This window comes from Chryseobacterium cucumeris, assembly GCF_001593385.1.
Lineage (GTDB): Bacteria > Bacteroidota > Bacteroidia > Flavobacteriales > Weeksellaceae > Chryseobacterium > Chryseobacterium cucumeris.
The window spans coordinates 301,700-321,350 of record NZ_LUVZ01000001.1; the positions used below are offsets into that span (position 1 = coordinate 301,700).

At 36.4% G+C, this 19,651-nt stretch carries 22 protein-coding genes; 4 read left to right on the forward strand and 18 right to left on the reverse strand.

Annotated features, from left to right (window positions below; genetic code table 11):
* Positions 1 to 1,176: a M28 family peptidase gene (locus A1704_RS01410; RefSeq protein WP_062669760.1), complete on the forward strand. Its 1,176-nt coding sequence runs from the start codon at positions 1 to 3 to the stop codon at positions 1,174 to 1,176.
* A gap of 207 nt (positions 1,177 to 1,383) precedes the next feature.
* Positions 1,384 to 2,553: a M20/M25/M40 family metallo-hydrolase gene (locus A1704_RS01415; RefSeq protein ID WP_062669762.1), complete on the forward strand. Its 1,170-nt coding sequence runs from the start codon at positions 1,384 to 1,386 to the stop codon at positions 2,551 to 2,553.
* Between the two features lie 144 nt (positions 2,554 to 2,697).
* Here A1704_RS01415 and A1704_RS01420 read toward each other — a convergent pair whose 3' ends face one another.
* The 16 genes from A1704_RS01420 to A1704_RS01495 all read right to left on the reverse strand — a co-directional run bounded on the left by A1704_RS01420 (position 2,698) and on the right by A1704_RS01495 (position 16,906).
* Positions 2,698 to 3,183 (reverse strand): tetratricopeptide repeat protein, encoded by a 486-nt coding sequence (locus tag A1704_RS01420; protein ID WP_062669764.1) that lies wholly within the window; start codon positions 3,181 to 3,183, stop codon positions 2,698 to 2,700.
* Positions 3,152 to 3,739, reverse strand: a complete 588-nt coding sequence (hisIE, locus tag A1704_RS01425) for a bifunctional phosphoribosyl-AMP cyclohydrolase/phosphoribosyl-ATP diphosphatase HisIE (protein WP_062669766.1) — start codon at positions 3,737 to 3,739, stop codon at positions 3,152 to 3,154. The genes A1704_RS01420 and hisIE overlap by 32 nt, the downstream gene beginning before the upstream one ends.
* Complete coding sequence (gene hisF / locus A1704_RS01430; RefSeq protein ID WP_062669769.1) at positions 3,736 to 4,488, reverse strand: imidazole glycerol phosphate synthase subunit HisF; 753 nt, start codon at positions 4,486 to 4,488, stop codon at positions 3,736 to 3,738. The genes hisIE and hisF overlap by 4 nt, the downstream gene beginning before the upstream one ends.
* Complete coding sequence (gene hisA, locus A1704_RS01435; protein WP_062669771.1) at positions 4,481 to 5,200, reverse strand: 1-(5-phosphoribosyl)-5-[(5-phosphoribosylamino)methylideneamino]imidazole-4-carboxamide isomerase; 720 nt, start codon at positions 5,198 to 5,200, stop codon at positions 4,481 to 4,483. Before hisA ends, hisF begins: the two co-directional genes overlap by 8 nt.
* A 2-nt stretch (positions 5,201 to 5,202) precedes the next feature.
* On the reverse strand, positions 5,203 to 5,781 hold the full coding sequence (hisH, locus tag A1704_RS01440) for an imidazole glycerol phosphate synthase subunit HisH (protein WP_062669773.1): 579 nt from the start codon (positions 5,779 to 5,781) through the stop codon (positions 5,203 to 5,205).
* Positions 5,782 to 5,783: 2 nt separating this feature from the next.
* Complete coding sequence (gene hisB / locus A1704_RS01445) at positions 5,784 to 6,878, reverse strand: bifunctional histidinol-phosphatase/imidazoleglycerol-phosphate dehydratase HisB (protein ID WP_062669775.1); 1,095 nt, start codon at positions 6,876 to 6,878, stop codon at positions 5,784 to 5,786.
* 2 nt (positions 6,879 to 6,880) lie between these two features.
* Positions 6,881 to 7,906, reverse strand: a complete 1,026-nt coding sequence (gene hisC, locus A1704_RS01450; RefSeq protein ID WP_062669778.1) for a histidinol-phosphate transaminase — start codon at positions 7,904 to 7,906, stop codon at positions 6,881 to 6,883.
* 86 nt (positions 7,907 to 7,992) lie between these two features.
* Positions 7,993 to 9,270, reverse strand: coding sequence for a histidinol dehydrogenase (gene hisD, locus A1704_RS01455; protein WP_062669780.1), 1,278 nt, complete (start codon positions 9,268 to 9,270; stop codon positions 7,993 to 7,995).
* 215 nt (positions 9,271 to 9,485) lie between these two features.
* Positions 9,486 to 10,343, reverse strand: a complete 858-nt coding sequence (gene hisG / locus A1704_RS01460) for an ATP phosphoribosyltransferase (protein ID WP_062669782.1) — start codon at positions 10,341 to 10,343, stop codon at positions 9,486 to 9,488.
* A 247-nt stretch (positions 10,344 to 10,590) separates the two neighbouring features.
* Positions 10,591 to 11,688: a glycosyltransferase family 4 protein gene (locus A1704_RS01465; RefSeq protein ID WP_062671537.1), complete on the reverse strand. Its 1,098-nt coding sequence runs from the start codon at positions 11,686 to 11,688 to the stop codon at positions 10,591 to 10,593.
* Complete coding sequence (locus A1704_RS01470; RefSeq protein ID WP_062669784.1) at positions 11,685 to 12,461, reverse strand: polysaccharide deacetylase family protein; 777 nt, start codon at positions 12,459 to 12,461, stop codon at positions 11,685 to 11,687. The genes A1704_RS01465 and A1704_RS01470 overlap by 4 nt, the downstream gene beginning before the upstream one ends.
* A gap of 1 nt (position 12,462) precedes the next feature.
* Positions 12,463 to 13,392 carry a glycosyltransferase family 2 protein gene (locus tag A1704_RS01475; RefSeq protein WP_062669786.1) on the reverse strand — a complete coding sequence of 310 codons (930 nt, stop codon included), beginning with the start codon at positions 13,390 to 13,392 and terminating at the stop codon, positions 12,463 to 12,465.
* Positions 13,393 to 13,397: 5 nt separating this feature from the next.
* Positions 13,398 to 14,567, reverse strand: a complete 1,170-nt coding sequence (locus A1704_RS01480) for a glycosyltransferase family 87 protein (protein WP_062669788.1) — start codon at positions 14,565 to 14,567, stop codon at positions 13,398 to 13,400.
* A gap of 29 nt (positions 14,568 to 14,596) precedes the next feature.
* Positions 14,597 to 15,409, reverse strand: coding sequence for a 2,3,4,5-tetrahydropyridine-2,6-dicarboxylate N-succinyltransferase (locus A1704_RS01485; RefSeq protein ID WP_062669791.1), 813 nt, complete (start codon positions 15,407 to 15,409; stop codon positions 14,597 to 14,599).
* A gap of 71 nt (positions 15,410 to 15,480) precedes the next feature.
* A complete protein-coding gene (locus tag A1704_RS01490; RefSeq protein ID WP_062669793.1) occupies positions 15,481 to 16,119 on the reverse strand; it encodes a methyltransferase family protein in 639 nt (212 codons plus the stop codon).
* A 214-nt stretch (positions 16,120 to 16,333) separates the two neighbouring features.
* Positions 16,334 to 16,906: a C40 family peptidase gene (locus A1704_RS01495; protein WP_062669794.1), complete on the reverse strand. Its 573-nt coding sequence runs from the start codon at positions 16,904 to 16,906 to the stop codon at positions 16,334 to 16,336.
* Positions 16,907 to 17,060: 154 nt separating this feature from the next.
* Here A1704_RS01495 and A1704_RS01500 point away from each other — a divergent pair, with 154 nt between their 5' ends.
* Positions 17,061 to 17,696, forward strand: coding sequence for a hypothetical protein (locus tag A1704_RS01500; RefSeq protein WP_062669795.1), 636 nt, complete (start codon positions 17,061 to 17,063; stop codon positions 17,694 to 17,696).
* A 38-nt stretch (positions 17,697 to 17,734) separates the two neighbouring features.
* Here A1704_RS01500 and A1704_RS01505 read toward each other — a convergent pair whose 3' ends face one another.
* On the reverse strand, positions 17,735 to 18,103 hold the full coding sequence (locus A1704_RS01505; protein WP_034694405.1) for a hypothetical protein: 369 nt from the start codon (positions 18,101 to 18,103) through the stop codon (positions 17,735 to 17,737).
* A 385-nt stretch (positions 18,104 to 18,488) separates the two neighbouring features.
* Between A1704_RS01505 and A1704_RS01510 the strand changes: the two genes are divergently transcribed.
* The gene (locus A1704_RS01510; RefSeq protein ID WP_062669796.1) at positions 18,489 to 19,172 is read left to right on the forward strand and encodes a hypothetical protein; all 684 of its coding nucleotides are present in this window, start codon (positions 18,489 to 18,491) and stop codon (positions 19,170 to 19,172) included.
* Between the two features lie 92 nt (positions 19,173 to 19,264).
* Here the strand turns inward: A1704_RS01510 and A1704_RS01515 are convergent, their stop codons facing one another.
* Positions 19,265 to 19,450 (reverse strand): bacteriocin-like protein, encoded by a 186-nt coding sequence (locus A1704_RS01515; protein ID WP_062669797.1) that lies wholly within the window; start codon positions 19,448 to 19,450, stop codon positions 19,265 to 19,267.
* Positions 19,451 to 19,651 lie beyond the last annotated feature (201 nt).

Consider the following 19,651-nt stretch of genomic DNA (forward strand, 5'->3'; position numbering starts at 1 on the left):
ATGAAGAAAATCACTACTTTTTTATTGGCTTCTGTTGCTTTTCAAAGTATTGGCGCTCAAAGTTTCATTCAGGCTTATCAGGACAGGGCGGATATGGTAAATCAAACCAATATTACAACTTACCTTCAGGAATTTGCTAATTTAGGGGTAAAAACTACTGGGTCAGCTGCTAATGCCAACGCCCTGACGTGGCTCAAAAACAAATATCTTTCTTACGGATATACAGCCAGCCAGATTGTAGAAGACCCTTTTACAGCAGGGAGCTATAATTCTAAAAACCTTGTTATTACCAAGACAGGAACTGTATACCCCAATAAATACGTAATTATTTGCGGACATTTCGACAGTATTACCGGCCTGGGAATCAATGATAACGGAAGCGGAACTTCTATTATTCTTGAAGCAGCAAGGATTCTGAAAGATGTTCCGACTGAATATTCTATAAAATTCATTCATTTTTCCGGGGAAGAGCAAGGACTTCTGGGAAGTAAGCATTATGTCAACAATGTAGCGTATCAGAGCGGCACTCGTGTTCTGGATATTAAACTTGTTTTTAATCTCGACCAGGTAGGCGGTGTGATGGGAAATAACAACAATACTGTTTACTGTGATGAAGATCAAGGCGGACTTTCTTCCAATAATGCAGCTTCGGCTGCTGTAACTCAGGAACTGAGAAACTGCACAGCACTCTACTCTCCTCTTCTGACTGCTGTAGATCCCGCTGCTGATACGGATTACATCCCTTTTGAACAGAAAGGCGAAGTGATTACAGGTTTCTTTGAAAGAATAAGAAGCACCTATCCGCATACAGTGAATGATACTTTTGCCAATACAGATCCTGTATACATTTACAAGATAGGAAAAGCGTCTGTGGGAGCACTGCAGCATTTCGCCGTTGCTACCGGAACATTGGGAACGCATGAAACCGCTGTAAAAAACACACTGGAAAGTGTAAAAATCTATCCAAATCCTGCCAAAGATGTCATCAATATTGAACTTCCGGATTCCAGGGTTAAAAACTTCACTTTTGAAATCACTGATTTCCAAGGACGTTCTATTTTCAAGAGAAACAATGAAACCAAAATTAACGCGTCCTCACTTGAAAACGGAGCTTATATCGGAATTTTAAAAATTGGGGATCAAAAGGTTGTCAGAAAAGTGATGATTGAAAGATAATACAATATGCAAGCCTCTATTTGTAAATAAAACCTTTGAATAGTTTCAAAGGTTTTTATTTTTATACCAGATCCACATTACAGTATTTACAAAACATTCGCAATAATCAATATGATATTCATAGTAAATATTCTTTTATTTTAAAATATTAAACACTTTATTGTGATTTATTTACTACATTCGTGTTACCAAAATAATATTATTTATATGAAAAAAATCACAACACTTTTATGCTCTGCATTGATGATGCAGAGTGTTGCGGCTCAAACTTTTATTCAGGCTTACAAAGACAGAGCTGACCTGGTAACACAAACCAACATCACCAACAATCTCCAGGAATTCAGTAATTTAGGCGTAAAAACCACAGGTTCAGTAGCGAATACGAATACCCTGAACTGGATTAAAAACAAGTATCTTTCTTACGGCTATACTGCGAGCCAGATAGAAGAAAGTCCTTTTACCTTTGGAAGTACCAGTTCCAAAAATTTAATCATCACCAAAACAGGAACGCTGTATCCTAACAAGTATGTCATTATATGTGGGCATTTCGATACCATTTATGGCCCTGGAGTGAATGATAACGGCAGCGGAACGTCTATTATTCTTGAAGCAGCAAGGATTCTGAAAAACGTTCCTACTGAATATTCTATAAAGTTCATCCATTTTTCAGGTGAAGAACAGGGATTAAAAGGAAGCAGCCATTATGTGAACAACGTAGTATATCAGGGAGGTGTCCGCAAATTAGATATCAAACTGGTCTTCAATCTGGATCAGGTAGGCGGAGTGAAAGGAAACAACAATACAACCGTATATTGTGATGAAGACCAGGGAGGTGTTTCCAGTAACAATGCAGCTTCTGCTGCTGTCACTCAACAACTAAGAAATTGTACAGCACTCTACTCTCCTCTTCTGACTGCTGTAGATCCGGCAGCTGATACGGATTATATTCCTTTCGAACAGAAAGGTGAAGTGATTACCGGATTTTTTGAAAGGATAAGAAGCACTTACCCTCACAGCTCTAAGGATACTTTCACCAATATGGATCCTGTTTATGTATACAAGATCGGAAAAGCAACCGTGGGTGCTTTACAGCATTTTGCAGCAGCATCAACCACCATGAGCAAACCCGCTTCAAAAAATTCACTGGAAGCTGTAAAGATCTACCCTAATCCAGCCAATAATATGATTAATATTGACTTACCGGATTCTAAGGGAGTGGATTTCAGCTTTGAAATCAGCAATTCTTTGGGAAGGTCACTTTTGAAAGTCAATAACGAAAGAAAGGTTAATGTTTCATCTCTTCAGAACGGAGTCTATATTGGAGTTTTGAAAGTGGGCGAAGAAACCCTTGTTAAGAATATTATGATTGAAAGATAAGAAATCAATTCATTGATAATAAAAAAACAGCAGGGTTATTCTATTCCTGCTGTTTTGTTTTAGAAGAGCGTGTTTAAATATTTTTACTTCAAACAGTTATTTTTTAATGCGAGTCCTTTTATTTTAGAAATAATAGCTTGTTCATTAATAAAACCATTTTTGATATCTGCTAATAATTCTTCCAGGGGTTATTTTATATACATCCGCTTCATTAAATGACAAAAACCGTATAATTTCTTCTAAGGCTTTATCAAAATCTTTAAGTCCACAATAGGACAGATATTTTATCTGAGATGCTAATTTATTGTGCTTGTCTCTTTGTAATAAATTATCCGCAATATCAATAGCCCATTGATATTCTCCTAGTTTATACCAGCAGTTTGACATGAATAATAGTCTGTAGATTTCAGATTTTGTAGATAACTTGCTGATATTCTGTAAAATTTCTACAGCGGGCATATATTGCCCGTTATCCATTAAATTCTTAGCTTTCTGTAACCCATCAATCATATCTGAAAGTTTATTTTCTATGATCTTAAAATAACGCTTTTCATTTACCGAAAGAATTCTTGTCTCACAATCAAAAAGCGAGTCAATTTTATTGATCTCTGCCTTTAAGAATCTCTTCAATCTCCTCCATTGAAAACCCTTTGGCTTTCAATAAAATTAAAAAGTGATACAGCAGATCTGCTGCTTCGTTTTTAAAGAGATCATCATTATTGTCTTTTGCCTCTATAACCAATTCTACGGCCTCCTCGCCTACTTTTTGAGCCATTTTATTGATTCCTCTCTGATATAATGAGTAAGTATATGAGTCTTCAGCCTTTGTATCTATTCTCTGAGAGATTTTTTCTTCCAGTTCATATAGAAATCCTTTGGGACTCTTTTCTCCGAAGCAACTGAAACTTCCGGTATGACATACTACATTTTTCGGAACGGCTTTAATTAAAATGGTATCCTTATCACAGTCGATGTCAATACTTTTTACCGTTAAAAAATTACCCGATTCCTCACCTTTTGTCCAGAGTCTGTTTTTGGAACGGCTGAAAAAAGTAACAATTCCTTCTTTTTTTGTTTTCTCAAAAGCTTCCTCATTCATGTAGCCCAACATCAAAACCTGCAGCGTTCTGTTATCCTGAATCACTACCGGAACAAGCCCGTTATCTTTACTAAAATCTATTTTCATCGTACTTCAATTTTTTGAGTTTTTAACTGTTGTTTCAAATCCTGAATTCCTATTTCATTAAAGTGGAAAATACTGGCTGCCAAGCCTCCTGTAGCTTTTGTTTCATTAAATACTTTAACAAAATCATCAATGGTACCAGCGCCTCCGGAAGCAATCACCGGAATGCTCATACTTTCTGAAACCAGCTTTGTAATCCTAATATCAAAGCCGTTTTTTGTGCCGTCACCATCCATAGAAGTTAGCAGAATTTCGCCTGCTCCAAGGGATTCCGCTTGTTTTGCCCATTCCAGTGTTGAAAGTTCAGTAGCTTCTCTTCCTCCTTTGATATGCACCAGATCTTTATCGCCTACTTGCCTTGTATCAATAGCAACCACTATACACTGGCTCCCAAATTCTTTAGCCAGATCAGAGATAAGGGACGGATTTTTAACCGCGGAAGAATTGATACTGATTTTGTCTGCCCCGGCTTCCAAAAGCTTTCTTACATCTTCCACAGACGAAATTCCGCCTCCTACCGTAAATGGAATACTGAGCTCTTTGGCAATTTCTTTTACAAGTTCTACAAAAGTCTTCCTGTTTTCAATAGTTGCCGTAATATCAAGGAAAACAAGCTCATCAGCTCCTTCCCGCTCATATTTTTTGGCAAGTTCTACAGGATCCCCTGCATTTTTAAGATCTTCAAAGTTGACTCCCTTTACAGTTGCTCCATCTTTGATATCCAGACATGGAATAAGTCTTTTCTTAAGCATTTTCAATAAAATTTTGAAGTTGTTGTAAACTTATTTTTCCCTCATAAATTGCTTTTCCAATGATTGTTCCCGAACAGCCGACATCCTTCATCTTATAGACATCAGCAATACTTGAAATACCGCCGCTTGCTACCAGCTGAACAGATGTTTTATATAAAATTTCAATATAAAGACCTGTTGAAGGACCTTCCAGCATACCGTCTTTTGCAATATCAGTACAAATAGTGGTCTGTATTCCTTTTTCCTGATACTGAAGGATGAAATCGATGATATCATTGTCACTTTCTTCGAGCCATCCCGAGGTTTTAATCTTTCTGTTATCACAGTCTGCTCCCAGAATAATTTTCTCACCATACTTTTGAATCATTTCATAGCAGAATTCAGGATTTTGCACTGCAATACTTCCTAAAGTGATCTGTTTTGCACCGGAATTAAAGGCTGTTTCAATATCCTCCTGAGTCTTTAATCCTCCTCCAAAGTCAATATGCAACGAAGTGGCACGAGCAATATTTTCCAGAACCTTCTGATTCACAATATGCTTTGATTTTGCCCCGTCAAGATCTACCAGGTGAAGAAACTGAATACCAAAACTTTCAAACTCTTTGGCCACTTCTACAGGGTCTTCATTGTATATTTTCTTTGTATTGTAATCTCCTTTTGATAAACGGACACATTTACCGTCGATAATATCAATAGCCGGAATTATCTTCATCATTATAAATTTATAAAGTTCTTAACGATCTGATTCCCTACCATTCCCGATTTTTCCGGGTGAAACTGTACTGCATAGAAATTGTCTTTCTGCAATGAAGCACTGAATGGCAGGATATAATCACAAACCGATGTTGTATAGTCTGACAGTTCACAATAATAGCTGTGAACAAAATACACATCACCACTCTTTTCTATTCCTGAAAACAGTGGCGAAGTCTGCCCGGAAACGGTATTCCAGCCCATATGCGGAACAATATCCTTTGCCGGAAACTTTCTGACATTGATATCAAAAATCCCCATTCCTTCGGTATCTCCTTCTTCATTTCCTTTACACATCAGCTGCATTCCCAGACATATTCCTAAAACCGGCTGTATAAGACCAGGAATCAACAGATCAAGCTCTTTTTCCTTCAGCAGTTTCATGGTTGATGAAGCTTCTCCCACGCCCGGAAAGATCACTTTGTCAGCTTTTAAAATCTGTTCGGGATCATCGGTGACCACGGAATCAACATTCAGTCTGTTGAGGGCATTCTGAACGGAATTTACATTTCCTCCGTTGTATTTTATTATAGCGATCATATTTATAAACTTCCTTTTGTAGAAGGTAAACTGTAGTTAGCATCCGATTGGTTCACTGCTATTTTAACGGCTTTTGCAAATGCTTTAAAAATGGATTCAATTTTGTGGTGTTCGTTATCTCCTTCTGCTTTGATATTCAGATTGGACTTTGAAGCATCGGTGAAGGATTTAAAGAAGTGAAAAAACATTTCCGTAGGCATGTCTCCAATTTTTTCTCTTTTAAACGGAGCATCCCATACCAGCCACGGTCTTCCGCCGAAATCGATAGCCACCTGAGAAAGACAGTCATCCATCGGAAGCAGGAAACCATATCGTTCAATACCTTTTTTCTTTCCTAAGGCTTTTAAAATAGCTTCTCCCAGCACAATTCCGGTATCTTCTATCGTGTGGTGTTCATCTACGGCAAGATCTCCGTTCACTTTAATCGTAAGATCCATATTTCCGTGTCTGGCAATCTGGTCCAGCATGTGATCAAAAAATTTAAGCCCGGTTGAAATATCTGATTTTCCGTTTCCATCAAGATTGACCGTAATTTCTATGTCTGTTTCATTGGTTTTTCTGGATACTTTAGCCTTTCTCATTCCTGATTTTAAGAACTGATAGATCTCCGACCATTTTAAAGTAGATAGCTCCGCTTCGCTATTTAAGTTTTTGTTAAGATAAATAGCTTTAGTACCTAGATTTTTAGCAAGTTGAACATCGGTATTTCGATCACCAATTACATAGGAATTTTCAAGGTCGTAATTCCCATAAATATATTTTCCGAGCATTCCAACTCCGGGTTTTCTGGTGGGAAGATTTTGGGATTCAAAGCTTCTGTCAATCAAAATATCACTGAAAGTTATCCCTTCATTTTCAAATGCCTGCAACATTTTCTCATGAGGTTTTATGAAATCGTCTTCAGGAAAACTCTCAGTTCCCAATCCATCCTGATTGGTGACCATTACCAATTCATAATCTAATTCATTGACAATTTTTGCAAGATTTTGAAAAACTCCCGGATAAAACTCAAGCTTTTCCAGAGAATCAACCTGAAAATCTGCAGGCGGTTCGATAATAAGCGTTCCGTCGCGGTCTATAAAGAGTACTTTTTTCATTGTTAGATACTTTTTAAAAGATTAATTAATTTTTCATTTTCGGCACGGTTTCCCACATTAATCCTGATACATCCCGGAATGGCCGGATCTCTTCTGCTGGTTAAAACTTCCTCTTCCAGCATTTTTGCATAGACATTATCAACATTTTCCATTCTGATCAGAAAGAAATTGGCATCTGTTGAAAAGACTTCGGAAATACATTGAATTCCTTCAAACTGCTGTTTAAGCCATGTTCTTTCTTCCAGAATACGACTTACGTTCTCCTGAAGTCTGTTTTCTTCCGCGAGAGTCTTTAAAATCAATTCCTGGCTCAAAACATTCACATTATAAGGTGCTTTTACCGTATTAATAAGACTGATAATTTCTTCAGATGCATATGCCATACCTACTCTTGCTCCGGCAATTCCCCATGCTTTAGAGAAGGTTTGCAGCACAATCAGGTTAGAATATTTTTCCAACAACTCAATACTTGATTTTTTACCAGAGAATTCGATATACGCTTCATCTACCACTACAATTCCGCTGAAATTCTGAATATAAAATTCAATATCATCCACACTGTTTCCGGTAGGGTTATTAGGAGAACATAAAAAGAAAATTTTCAGTGAAGAATCATCTGCCACCTTTAAGAAATTATCTTTTACGATTTCAAAGTTTTCATCCAGATCCAGTTTCAGAATTTTATTTTCATTGATGGCTGCATAGAAACCGTACATCGCAAAGGACGGATTCATCATCAGAATGGCATCTTTTTTAGGCTCGCAAAAAATTTTAATGATAAGATCTATCAGCTCATCACTTCCGTTTCCTATGGCAATCTGTGAAGGTGCAACTTTTTTAATCCCTGCAAGCTTGCTTTTAAGCTTTTTCTGGGTAGAATCAGGGTAACGGTTGCATTCTCCAAAAGGGCTTTCATTCGCATCCAGCATTACCGGAGCATTAAATTCATTGTGATCCCTGAAACTGATGTATGGTTGTAATTGTAATATATTTTCTCTTACGAGTGTTTTGATACTGTTATTTTTCATTGTATTGTTTATCTAAATCTATTTTAAACCGTTAAGTCCAGGACCTTTATTTTCAAATGGTTTTATGGTTTTGCGTTTCTCAACATTTACCATTTTAATCTTATTGATACTGCATTTTTGTGAGCAAACAAACCTTCTGCTTCTGCCATGAGTTCTATGGTTTTTCTCAAATTCTGAAGTCCTTCTTTTGAAAGTTGCTGGAATGTTATTTTCTTCACAAAGCTATCCAGGGATACTCCGCTGTAGTTTTTTGCATAACCATTGGTAGGAAGCGTGTGGTTGGTTCCACTGGCGTAGTCGCCCGCACTCTCGCAAGAGTAGTTTCCAAGAAAAACCGAACCTGCATTCTCAATCAGCGGAATGTATTTTTCAAAATCAGCGATAGCCAAAATAAGGTGTTCAGGAGCATAAAGGTTGCTGAACTCAAGAGCCTCTTTCAGCGTATTGATCAAAATAAAAGAGCTGTTTTCCAAAGCCTGAGCCGCAAATTCATTTCTAGGCAAGTCTATGATCTGATGTTCAATAGCCTTAACCGTCTCTTCAAATACTTTAATATCTGTAGTGATAAAAACCACCTGACTGTCACTGCCGTGTTCTGCCTGTGAAAGAAGATCGGCAGCGCAAAAATCAGGAACAGCCTGCTCATCAGCTATGACAAGAACTTCACTCGGACCGGCTGGCATATCAATGGCAACTCCATACCGTTGTGCATATTCTTTTGCCGCTACCACGAACTGATTTCCAGGACCAAAAATTTTATTAACTGCAGGAATAGTCTCTGTCCCAAAAGTCATCGCTGCAACAGCCTGCGCCCCACCTGTTTTAAAGATTTTCGAAACTCCACAAAGTTTTGCGGCATACAAAATTGCGGGATTGATATTTCCGTTTTTATCCGGTGGTGTGCAAAGAACAATCTCTTTACAACCTGCAAGATTGGCAGGAACCGCAAGCATCAATACGGTAGAAAATAACGGAGCTGTTCCTCCCGGAATATAAATCCCTACTTTTTCTACTGCACGATTTTCACGCCAGCAAACCACTCCTTTCACTGTCTCAACTTTCTGAATTTCCTGCTTTTGAGAAGCGTGAAATTTAGAAATATTTTCTTTAGCCTGTTGGATAGCCTGTTTCAGTTCATTACTAATCTGTTTTTCTGCGTTTTCAATTTCTTCTTCGGTCACAGAAATGCTTTGAGTGTCTGCTTTATCAAATTTTTCATTGAATTCTCTTAAAGCTTTATCTCCGTTTTTTTCAACTTCTGCAAAAATGTCTGTGATAAGTCCTGAGATTTCTTTCTGTTCCAAAACAGGACGTTTTACTAAGTCTTTCCAGCTGTCTTTTATGGGATATCTATATATTTTCATTGTATTATTTTTAATTGTTTTTTACGCAATGGCGCAAAGTTTTTAATTCATATATCTTTTTTTAAGACGCAAGAAAATCTTAGATTTTCAGCAAGCATGTGAGTATTAAATAGTATTCAATTTTATCGCAGATAAAATCTTTGCGTCTTAAAACAGTCCTAATTTTTATTCTATTGCGTCTTTGCGTCGGCCAACATTAACCATTCTTATTTTTTTTAAATAACCATTTTATCAATTGGAATGATTAAAATATCCTGAGCCCCATTTTCTTTGAGTTCGTCAATGACATCCCAGAAACGTTCTTCATCAATCACGGAATGAATACTGCTCCAGCCTTCTTCTGCAAGCGGAATCACCGTAGGACTTTTCAATACGGGAAGAACGCCGGCAACTTTCTGTATTTTTTCGTTGGGAACATTCATCAGAATGTATTTTGAATTTTTTGCTTTTAAAACTGCTTTGATTCTGAATACAAATTTTTCAAGAATGGCTTCTTTTTCAGCTGATAATTGAGGCGTTTGAGCCAAAACTGCCTCCGATTTTAGCAAAGTAACCGTTTCTCTTAATCCGTTTTTGAATAAGGTGCTTCCTGAGCTTACAATATCGCATATTCCGTCTGCCAGACCGATATTAGGTGCTATTTCTACAGAACCGGAAATCACGTGAATATCTGATACAATTCCCTGGTTTTCTAAAAAGTTTTTCAGAGTGTTAGGATAAGAGGTAGCAATTTTTTTACCCTGGAAATAAGAGATTTCATCGCTTTCTACTTCTTTGGGAACAGCTAATGAAACACGGCATTTTGAAAAGCCAAGTTGCTGGATCGTTTTAATGTTTTTACCTTTTTCAACCAGAAGATTTTCGCCAAGAATGGCTACATCCACCACTCCGTCTTCGAGGTATTGCGGGATGTCTGAGTTCCGGAGATACATGATTTCCATCGGAAAGTTATCTACTGAAACTTTGAGTTGGTCTTTACCGTTGTTGACGAAGATTCCGCAGTCTTTGAGAAGCTGAAGAGATTCTTCGTAAAGCCGGCCGCTTTTTTGGATTGCAATTTTTAATTTACTCATTTTGCCTTTTTTGGGTCCGAGCAAATAAAAACTGATCTGTTGAAATTTCTGATGAGAATTCAGGAAACAAAAAAACCGTCTATTTACTCAGACGGTTTTAATTATTTTTGATTTTAGCACATACTTATATCAATCAATTCCGTCTAGCAGAGATGATGATGATAATGATGTAATGCTAAAAATGTTGGTTTCATTGTATTGAATTATGATGCAAATGTAGGATTTATTTTTAAAATGCAAAGTTTTTTCAAATAATTTTTTGATAAAAACTCATCAACTCTTTTGCAATGGATTCGTCATTAAACTTCTGAACAAACTCGAAACCCTTTTCCTCACGGCGTTTTCGCTCGGATTCATTTTCCCAGAGAAATTTTAATTTGGCTCGGATATCAAGATCGTTCTCAGGATTTACATACACAGAGTCTTTTCCACCTGCTTCAGGCAGACAACTGGTATTGCTGGTAACAACAACAGTTTTCGAGAAAAGTGCCTCAATGACAGGGATTCCAAAGCCTTCAAAGAAGCTAGGATAAACAAAAATATCTGCCAGTTTATAGAGACAGGCCAGCTCATCCATAGAAACGCCTTCAAGGAAAAGCACCTGTTTTTCCATTTTGTTTCTTTTCAGAAAGCGTTCTATTTTCTGATAGTATCCGGTTTTTCGTCCCACCACAACCAATGGAATTTCTGTACCGTTGATCGCTTTTACAACATTCAAAAGGTTTTTACGGTCTTCGATAGTGCCTACATTCAGTACAAATCTTTCGGGAAGCTTAAATTTCTCTTTGACAGCCTTCATTAATTCCGGAGACTGCTGTTCTTTAAAAGCATGATGACATCCCTGATAAATAACTTCAATCTTAGTCTCAGGAACTTTTAAATACTGAATAATATCTTTTTTTGTCTGTTCTGAAATCGCAATGATTTTGTCAGCCGTATCAGCGGCTTTTTTGAATTTCCAGAAATGAATTTTCCTGTCAAAAAAAGAATAATACTGCGGATATCTTACAAAAATCAGATCATGGATGGTAACCACCTTTTTAATAGGCTTTGGATCCCATTTGAGTGGAAGTTCGCCTGATAATCCATGAAAAATATCTGCGTCCTGCTTCTGAGCATCTTTACCCATTTTCAGCTGACGTGAAAAGTTTCCTTTTGAGGTTTCAATAAAGTGAACATTCGGGCGTTCCAGAATATCTTTCCCTCTCTCGGACTTATTTTTGTTTAATAACAGATATTCATTCTCCGGTTCATATTCGGAAAGGATTCTTACAAGATCTCTCGAATAGTTTCCCAGGCCGGATGTATTGTGGAAAAACCGTTTGGCATCAAAGGCAATCTTCATCGTTGGATCTGTTTTTGAAATTCCTGAAATGTTCCGAATGTATGTCCTTTTTCTTTCAACCATCCTACAAACGAGTCAAATCTTTCCACCATATCTTTTCCTGAGTTTTTTACCGTAAATCCAGGAAGTTTAAAGGTATCATCTTTAATTTCTGCAAATTCCCAAGGATGGAAATAAATGTTCAGATATTGATCTTTTTTCAAACAATCCGAAGCCAGTTTTTTGTAGAAAAACAAAGGGAAATTGTGAAAGCTTAACCAAAACAAAGGAATCCTGAAGTTAGGAGAAACCGAAGCCGGAATCTGAGTCACATTTCCTTCTTTGAAATAGGTTCTGGATACTTTTAAATTATTATATCTTCCCGGCAAAAATGTAGGGTTGATGGAGGAATTGTATGCGTATCCTGCTTCTTCCACTGCTTTTTCATCTACCGGCATCATTCTCGGCATTCTTAATCCTGTCACTTTTGTGGAAAATAATTCTTCCAGCCTTTCTCTTGATTCTTTCAGGTGTTTGTCTTCAAATTCTGAATGAAACCACGTGTGAGAGGCCAGCTCATGCCCCTCATTCAATAACCTTTCGATAAGGTGTTTGCTATTTTCTGCAAAAACTACTGTGGAAAAAAAAGTAGCTTTAGCATTATGTTTTTTAAGAATATCGAGAATTCTCTCTAATCCTGTCTGTGAAATTGAAATCTGCTTTTCAAAGGGAATTTCACCCTTATATTCCAATGGCATATCAAATTCTTCAATGTCAAAACTCAATAAAACCATTCTAAAAATTTTTGTTTTTAATAATATAATTTGGTCTGTCTTTCACTTGTTTGAATATTTTACCTAAATAAATTCCCATGATTCCGAGGATGATCAACTGAAGTCCTCCAAAGAAAACAATGGTCATAATCAAAGATGCCCAACCGGAAATCTCTGTTTTGGCAATAAATGAATGAATTACGTAGGCTCCATATCCGATTACTGAAAGTGCTGAGAATAAAAATCCCAGATAAGCTGCCAGATAAAGAGGCTTCACGCTAAAAGCCGTAATTCCGGTGAAAGCAAAAGTAAACATCTTTTTGATATTGTAACTGCTTTTTCCTGAGAGTCTTTCTGCTGCAGTAAAGTCGATTCCTGTTTGCTTGAAACCCATCCAACTTGTTAATCCTCTCAGGAAGAGATCGTCTTCATTAAAGTTTCTCATGACTTCAACAGCGCCCGCATCCAACAATCTGAAATCTGAGCCACCACCTTTTGTTAAGTTAACATCTGATAAACTTGATAAAAGCTTGTAAAATAGGTCTGATGTTTTTCTTTTAAAAAATGAAATCTCTTTCGGATACGTTCTAAAGGTAAAAACTACATCATAGCCTTCTTCCCATTTCTGAATCATTTCAGGAATAAGAGCCGGAGGATGCTGAAGATCTCCATCCATAGAAATGACTGCATTTCCGTGGGCATTGTCCATTCCGGCTTTTACAGCTGGCTGATGTCCAAAATTGCGGGAAAATTCGATGAATTTTACTTCATCGTATTGACTGGAAAGTTCTTCTAATTTTTGTTGAGTATTGTCCCTGCTGCCATCATTCACAAATATGATTTCAAAGTCATAATTGTTCAAACCATCAAAAACTTCTTTAATTTTCTGATGGATCATGGCCACGTTTCCTTCTTCGTTATAAGCGGGAATTACAATTGAAATTTTCTTCATATGTATTAATTCAGGCTGTAATTTTTTTCAAAATCTTTAGTCAGAAGTTCATAAGTCACTCTCAACCAGATCACAATACAAGGTACGGCTTTTAACGAATATTTGATAATATAATTCTCTTTTACAAATTTCGGGAAAAGATCCGAAGTTGAGAAACAGGTAAAAATAATAACAAAAACCAACAATCCAATGATCAATGGTGTTCTTTCTTTCTGAAGGAAAAACCAGATCAGTACTCCTACCACCGCAATAATATAGGTTGGAGATTCTGAACTTGAACTGAATAATACCAGGAATAGTAATGTTGAAGCCAGAATCATCAATTGAAAAGCATAATGCTTATATTGCTTTATTCTGATGTAAGGTAAAGCAAAAAGAGGCAATCCGCCTGCTAAAAACACAAGGTTTGAAATGGATGCATCACCTAAAATTCTTCTCACAAAGCCCATTAAAGAGATATCCTGCATATTTCCAAGAACCTGATTTTCGCTATTCTTTTCTACAATAGACTGAAACCAGTCCGAGTAACACTGAATGACAAACTGCGGACTTGAATAGGCCATCGGAAGTACGAAAAATAATATAGCAATGCCAATTCCTGAAAGTATAAATTTAGTTTTGCTTTTAATAAAGAAAAACTGAGTTAATCCTACAATTCCGTAGATTTTTACAAATATTCCTATTAAAATTGCAGTTACGGATTTTACTTCTTTTCTTTCGTAAATATACACTGCAGACAACAACAAAAGACCGGTCAGCGCCACATTGAACTGCAGACTTAAAGCTGCTGTGATGTATTCCTGAAGGCAAAGCAATCCGAAAATGGCTTTCTTACTGTCTGAAAAAGGCAGTTTATAAATTCCGTAGATAAAGATGAAAGTATTGGCAATATTCCAAAGTGAGATTCCCAGCCAATCCGGCATCATGGCAAACGGCGCAATCAAAGCACTGAAAAATACACCATAATGGTTCAGATCAAAATAGAGATCGGGATAATGGATAAATAAGTTTTTCTGATGAATGGTATTAAAGAATACGTTTTTAAAAATCAGATAGTTATTGATCGCATAATCTCCTCTCAGATATTTGGAAATTGCAGTAACAACGGATATAATAAGATAAACCCCAAATATATATTTAGGGTTTAATAGTATTTTAAGAAATTTTTCTTTCAAGATTGTGGTATTAGATTAAAATATTAATCTTAAACGGCTACATTATTCTCTCTCAATGCATCATTCAGAGATGTTTTCTTGTCTGTAGATTCTTTTCTCTGACCAATGATCAGTGCACATGGAACCTGATATTCTCCTGCAGGATACTGTTTTGTATAGCTTCCAGGGATTACTACTGAACGTGCAGGAACTCTTCCTTTGATTTCAATAGGTGTATCTCCAGTAACATCGATAATTTTTGTAGAAGCAGTCAATACCACGTTAGCACCCAGTACAGCTTCTTTTTCTACGTGAACTCCTTCTACAACGATACATCTTGAACCGATAAAGCAGTCATCTTCAATGATTACGGGAGCAGCTTGTAATGGCTCCAATACTCCACCGATACCAACGCCACCGCTCAAGTGAACGTTTTTACCGATCTGTGCACAACTTCCTACTGTTGCCCAGGTATCTACCATTGTTCCTGAATCTACATAAGCACCAATGTTAACGTAAGATGGCATCATAATAACTCCTGGAGCAATGTAAGCACCTTCTCTCGCTACTGCATGTGGAACAACTCTCACCCCTTTTTCAGCATAACCTTTCTTCAAAGGCATTTTGTCATGAAATTCAAACGGGCCTACTTCAATAGTTTCCATTTTCTGGATCGGAAAATACATTACTACAGCTTTTTTCACCCATTCATTTACCTGCCATCCGTTTTCTGTAGGTTCTGCAGTACGAAGTTCCCCTTTATCAACTAAAGAAATGACTTCTCTGATCGCCTTCTGGCTGTCTTCATTCTGCAATAATTCTCTGTTGTCCCAGATATTTTCAATAGTTTGTTGTAACGACATGTTTCTTATTTAAAATTATACCGCCCAAAGATACAAAAAAGTTCAGCAAAACAGGTTGTAACATCATGCATTTAATAAAGACTCAACATGCGCCTCACCTTCTTTTTGTAGGCGATGTAAATTTGTCCATGTTCTTTTAAGAGATACTCTTCTTCAAGCCTGATCTGGATCTGCATCAACATACTTCCCGTCAGTAGAAAAGCAAAAGCAATTACGGTAGGGAAAGCAAGGAAAAATCCTATAAGACTGATAATCATACCCAGAAATATAGGATTTCTTGAAAACCTGAATAATCCGTGAGTTATCAGTTCTGTTTTTGCTGAGTTATCAATTCCAATCCTCCATGAGTTTTTCATTTGTAACTGGGCAATAACAACCCAAATCAATGCCATCATCATTAAACCCAACCCTATGTATTGAATGAGATCATATTCCAGCACATTGATTTTAAAAGCAGGGAAAATGTCTTTCGGAAAAAATAAAAGAAGTATTGTATAGATAAACAAAGCAAATAAAACCAGTTTAAAATACAATCCCACAAGTCCATATGCAGAATCATCTTTGGGAAGAACATTAGGATTTTTGCCAATCTGTCTGGCTACTTTATAACTAATTCCAACAAAGGAAATGATAAAGAAGAGTATGAAATATAAAGGAATAAAGAATATGATGAAATCTGCCATATGATAATAGTTTTGGACAAATTTCATAGGTTTTGGGATGCAATGCTATTGCAATGACAAGAATATTATTGATTTGCAGAAATGCGCAATTGTAAAACCTGGCAATTCCCCTCCACCGGAGGTGTGGCAAAAATTCAGAGAATTTTTGACGGGGTGGTTAAAGAATAGTTATAAGTTTGAGCTAAAGTCCGTTCCCATTGAATATTTTGTCCTGACATCCAATATCATTCATAATAAAACCTTACAACACTCTTTGAGCATGAAGGTAAGCTTTATTCCAGTATTTTTCATTCAGGGATGAAATGATTACGCCTTTTGAGGTAGAAGCATGAATGAATTTCACTTCTCCATCAGGGCCAATATCATGAACAATTCCCACATGGGATACTCTGCTTCCTCCGGCTGTCGCAAAAAACAACAGATCACCCGGTTTTACGTCTTTGATATCAATATTCTTTCCGGCATCGGCCTGATCAGAAGATCTTCTGGGAAGATTAAAATTATTTTCTTCAAATACTTTTACCGTAAATCCCGAACAGTCAAATCCTGAAGAAGTATTTCCTCCAAATTTATATGGTGTTCCGATATACTTTTCTGCATCTTTCAAAATATCATTGATGGACCTGGAAACACTGCCATTAAATTTTGAATCCAGTTTTCTGAGATTTTCAGCCTTCGCTACTGCTTTTGTATTTGACTTTTTGCTCGCAGAAGCACTTTTCGAGGATCCACAGGAAACCATAAAAACAGCAGCTGCCAGGGTAACCACCAACTGCTTTACTTTTATTTTTTGTTGAAATAATTCCGCTCCCATATTCTTCTGATTTATAATTAATTAACAAAATTTACCACAAATATACATTTTATAATTTAATTATAATATAACTATACTACAACTATATTATAAATATATGTTAAAATTTTGATTTTCATTATTTATTGGTATATTTGATTTCTATTTTAAAGATATGGCAACCTATGAAAGTGTAATCAAGATCACAGGAGCAGTAGGCGATCTGGTATTTTATACTCTGAATGGCAAAAATGTGGTTCGGAAGAAAAGCGGGTTTAATAAAGCTGCGTTTAAAAAGAATCCATCCTATGAGAAAGTAAGACAGAACAGTTCTGAATTCGGACACTGTTCCAAAATGGGGAAAATGATCCGGAAAAGTCTGGAAGTATATATTAAAGAAACAGGCGATCCTCTACTCTACCAGAAATTTGCAAAGGTGATGACTGCTATCAAAGATTTAGATAACACTTCTGAAAGAGGAAAAAGAACGGTTGAAAACGGCTTAAAGACTGAAGAAGGAAGAAAACTCCTGAGAGATTTTCAATGGGGAACGGTCAGGAAGGTTTCAGATTGTGTAAGAATGGAAGATCAGGTTCTGTATAAAAATGACCATTGTACATCAGAATATACTATGATTATGACGATGAAATTAGATTCTGAAAATTATAATATAGAAAGTAATGAAGAAATAATCAGCTGGAACACACAACAGAATCCATCTTTTAAAAAGTATTTTTCTGAGGATGGTCTTCTCTATTTTATAGCATTAAAGGATGAAAATGATAAAATTACCCATATGGGATTTGTTTAAATAAAAAAGTCTGCAGTATATTCTGCAGACTTCTTGTTTTATTTCTTTTCTCCTTTCCAGCTTCCTGATACGGCAGGTGTTGGAAGTGAGTTGGACCAGTTTCCGTTTCCTTTTTTTTCTGTGGTTAACGTTCCTTTGAAATCTCCTTGTGAAGGAAGCCCCACTCTGGCGTTAAGATCTCCTGTCTCACTTAAATTTCCGGTAATGCTGTAGTTTTCATTATTAACATCAGAATGCATTGTTCCTACCACTTTACCACTTTCATCTACCACAAAGTTCCAAACTCCTTTGTCTGCTCCTTCATAAGAACCAGACCATGTTCCTACATAATCATAAATAGTATCATCATCAGAGCTGCAACCGATAAATAAAAACGCCGTTAATAAAAGTAAAAAAAGTTTCTTCATAGTTTCAGTAGTTTTATAACCTAAAATCCTGTTATTCTTCTGTACTTTCCTTCTAGAGACCCAGTCAGAGAGAATATTGCTTAATATTTATTATTTTTTTGTTTCGTGCAAATCTACTAATTTTTTCATTCAAATTATCTGAATTTTAATTAGCACCCAATATGTTTATTAAAAAACGACATATTTCGGCTAAAATACAAATATTTTTCAAACAAATAGAGTGTCTATAAATTTTGAGTTATTTTAAAATTTATACGTTAAACTTAATATTAATATGTTTAATATCCATTTACAATTAGTTTATATTAGATTTCATGCCGTTTGCATTCTATTTTAAAGATATTTCTTACCTTAGTGAAAAATTTAACCTTTTTCAAAAAATAACATGAAAACAAAAACATTATTTTTGGCAGCACTTGCTATTTGTGGAAGTTCAACAGCGCAGGTTGGGATCAATACCGCCACTCCAAGTCATACTTTGGATGTGAATGGTCTGGTAAGAGTAAGAGGACTTTCAAATGCTGAAAAAAAGATTGTTGCGGCAGATGCACAAGGAGTTTTAACGCTTATTTCTCCAGAAGAAATTTTTGCGCCAAAGGCTATACTGAACACATCTACCTCTTCCAGTGAACAAAGATCGACTGTATACGAAGGAAAATGCTTCCAACCTGGCGACAATGCTTCTTCCTGTACCGTTTCTGTAAACCATTACTCTTCTTGTGCGGGATTCAGTAATCCTGTTGACACTCAAATTATTGTAGGGCAGGGAATTAATACAGGAAACGGACAATTTCTAGGAACATGGACAGCCCGATATGTTGATAATAAAGGGTTTGCCAATGCAACTGCTGTGGCTAATCAGACAGCACCTGACTATCCCAGAATCTCTTATCCAAGTACCAATACAGTGAACTATTTAGGAAGTGGAAACTTTGCGGGTCAATGTAATACAGATTTGGTTACTACCATCAATCAGGCCACCGGAGATATAAAAGTAGAGTCTGTAAAGCGAAGCATGTACGCACACCTTGTGTACCTTATTAATATTGCCCGCTCCAGATCTTTATAATAGTTGATATTTGATTTCAAAAAGGCAGCCACAATATTTTCATTGTGGCTGTTTTTGTTAAATGAAAAACCCTCTGAAAAGAGGGCTTTGATTTATCTTGGAAAAGGAAGCGTTACCGGATAGCAACCACAAAGACAGTCCCATTGATCAAAATCTTCTGAACAAACACCAATGGCTTCACATCTCCATAAAGCACCTGGAGGACATTGTGGAACATTAGGTCCTGCTCCTTTAACTGTTTTTAATTCTTCTCTCGAGATTTTCTTTAAATTTTTCATGGTTTAAAATGTTTTAGTTCATTTCAAATATAAGAATATTCATTAAACGGTAATTTAATTTGTGAAAAATTTAACTTTTCAAACAAAAAGCCTCTAAAAAGAGGCTAAAAACTATTATTGAATGAATGAAAAACTTATCCCAAATGTATGAAATATCCATCCCGGCTTTTATGAGTACAGTCATAAATCAGCTTTTTTCCA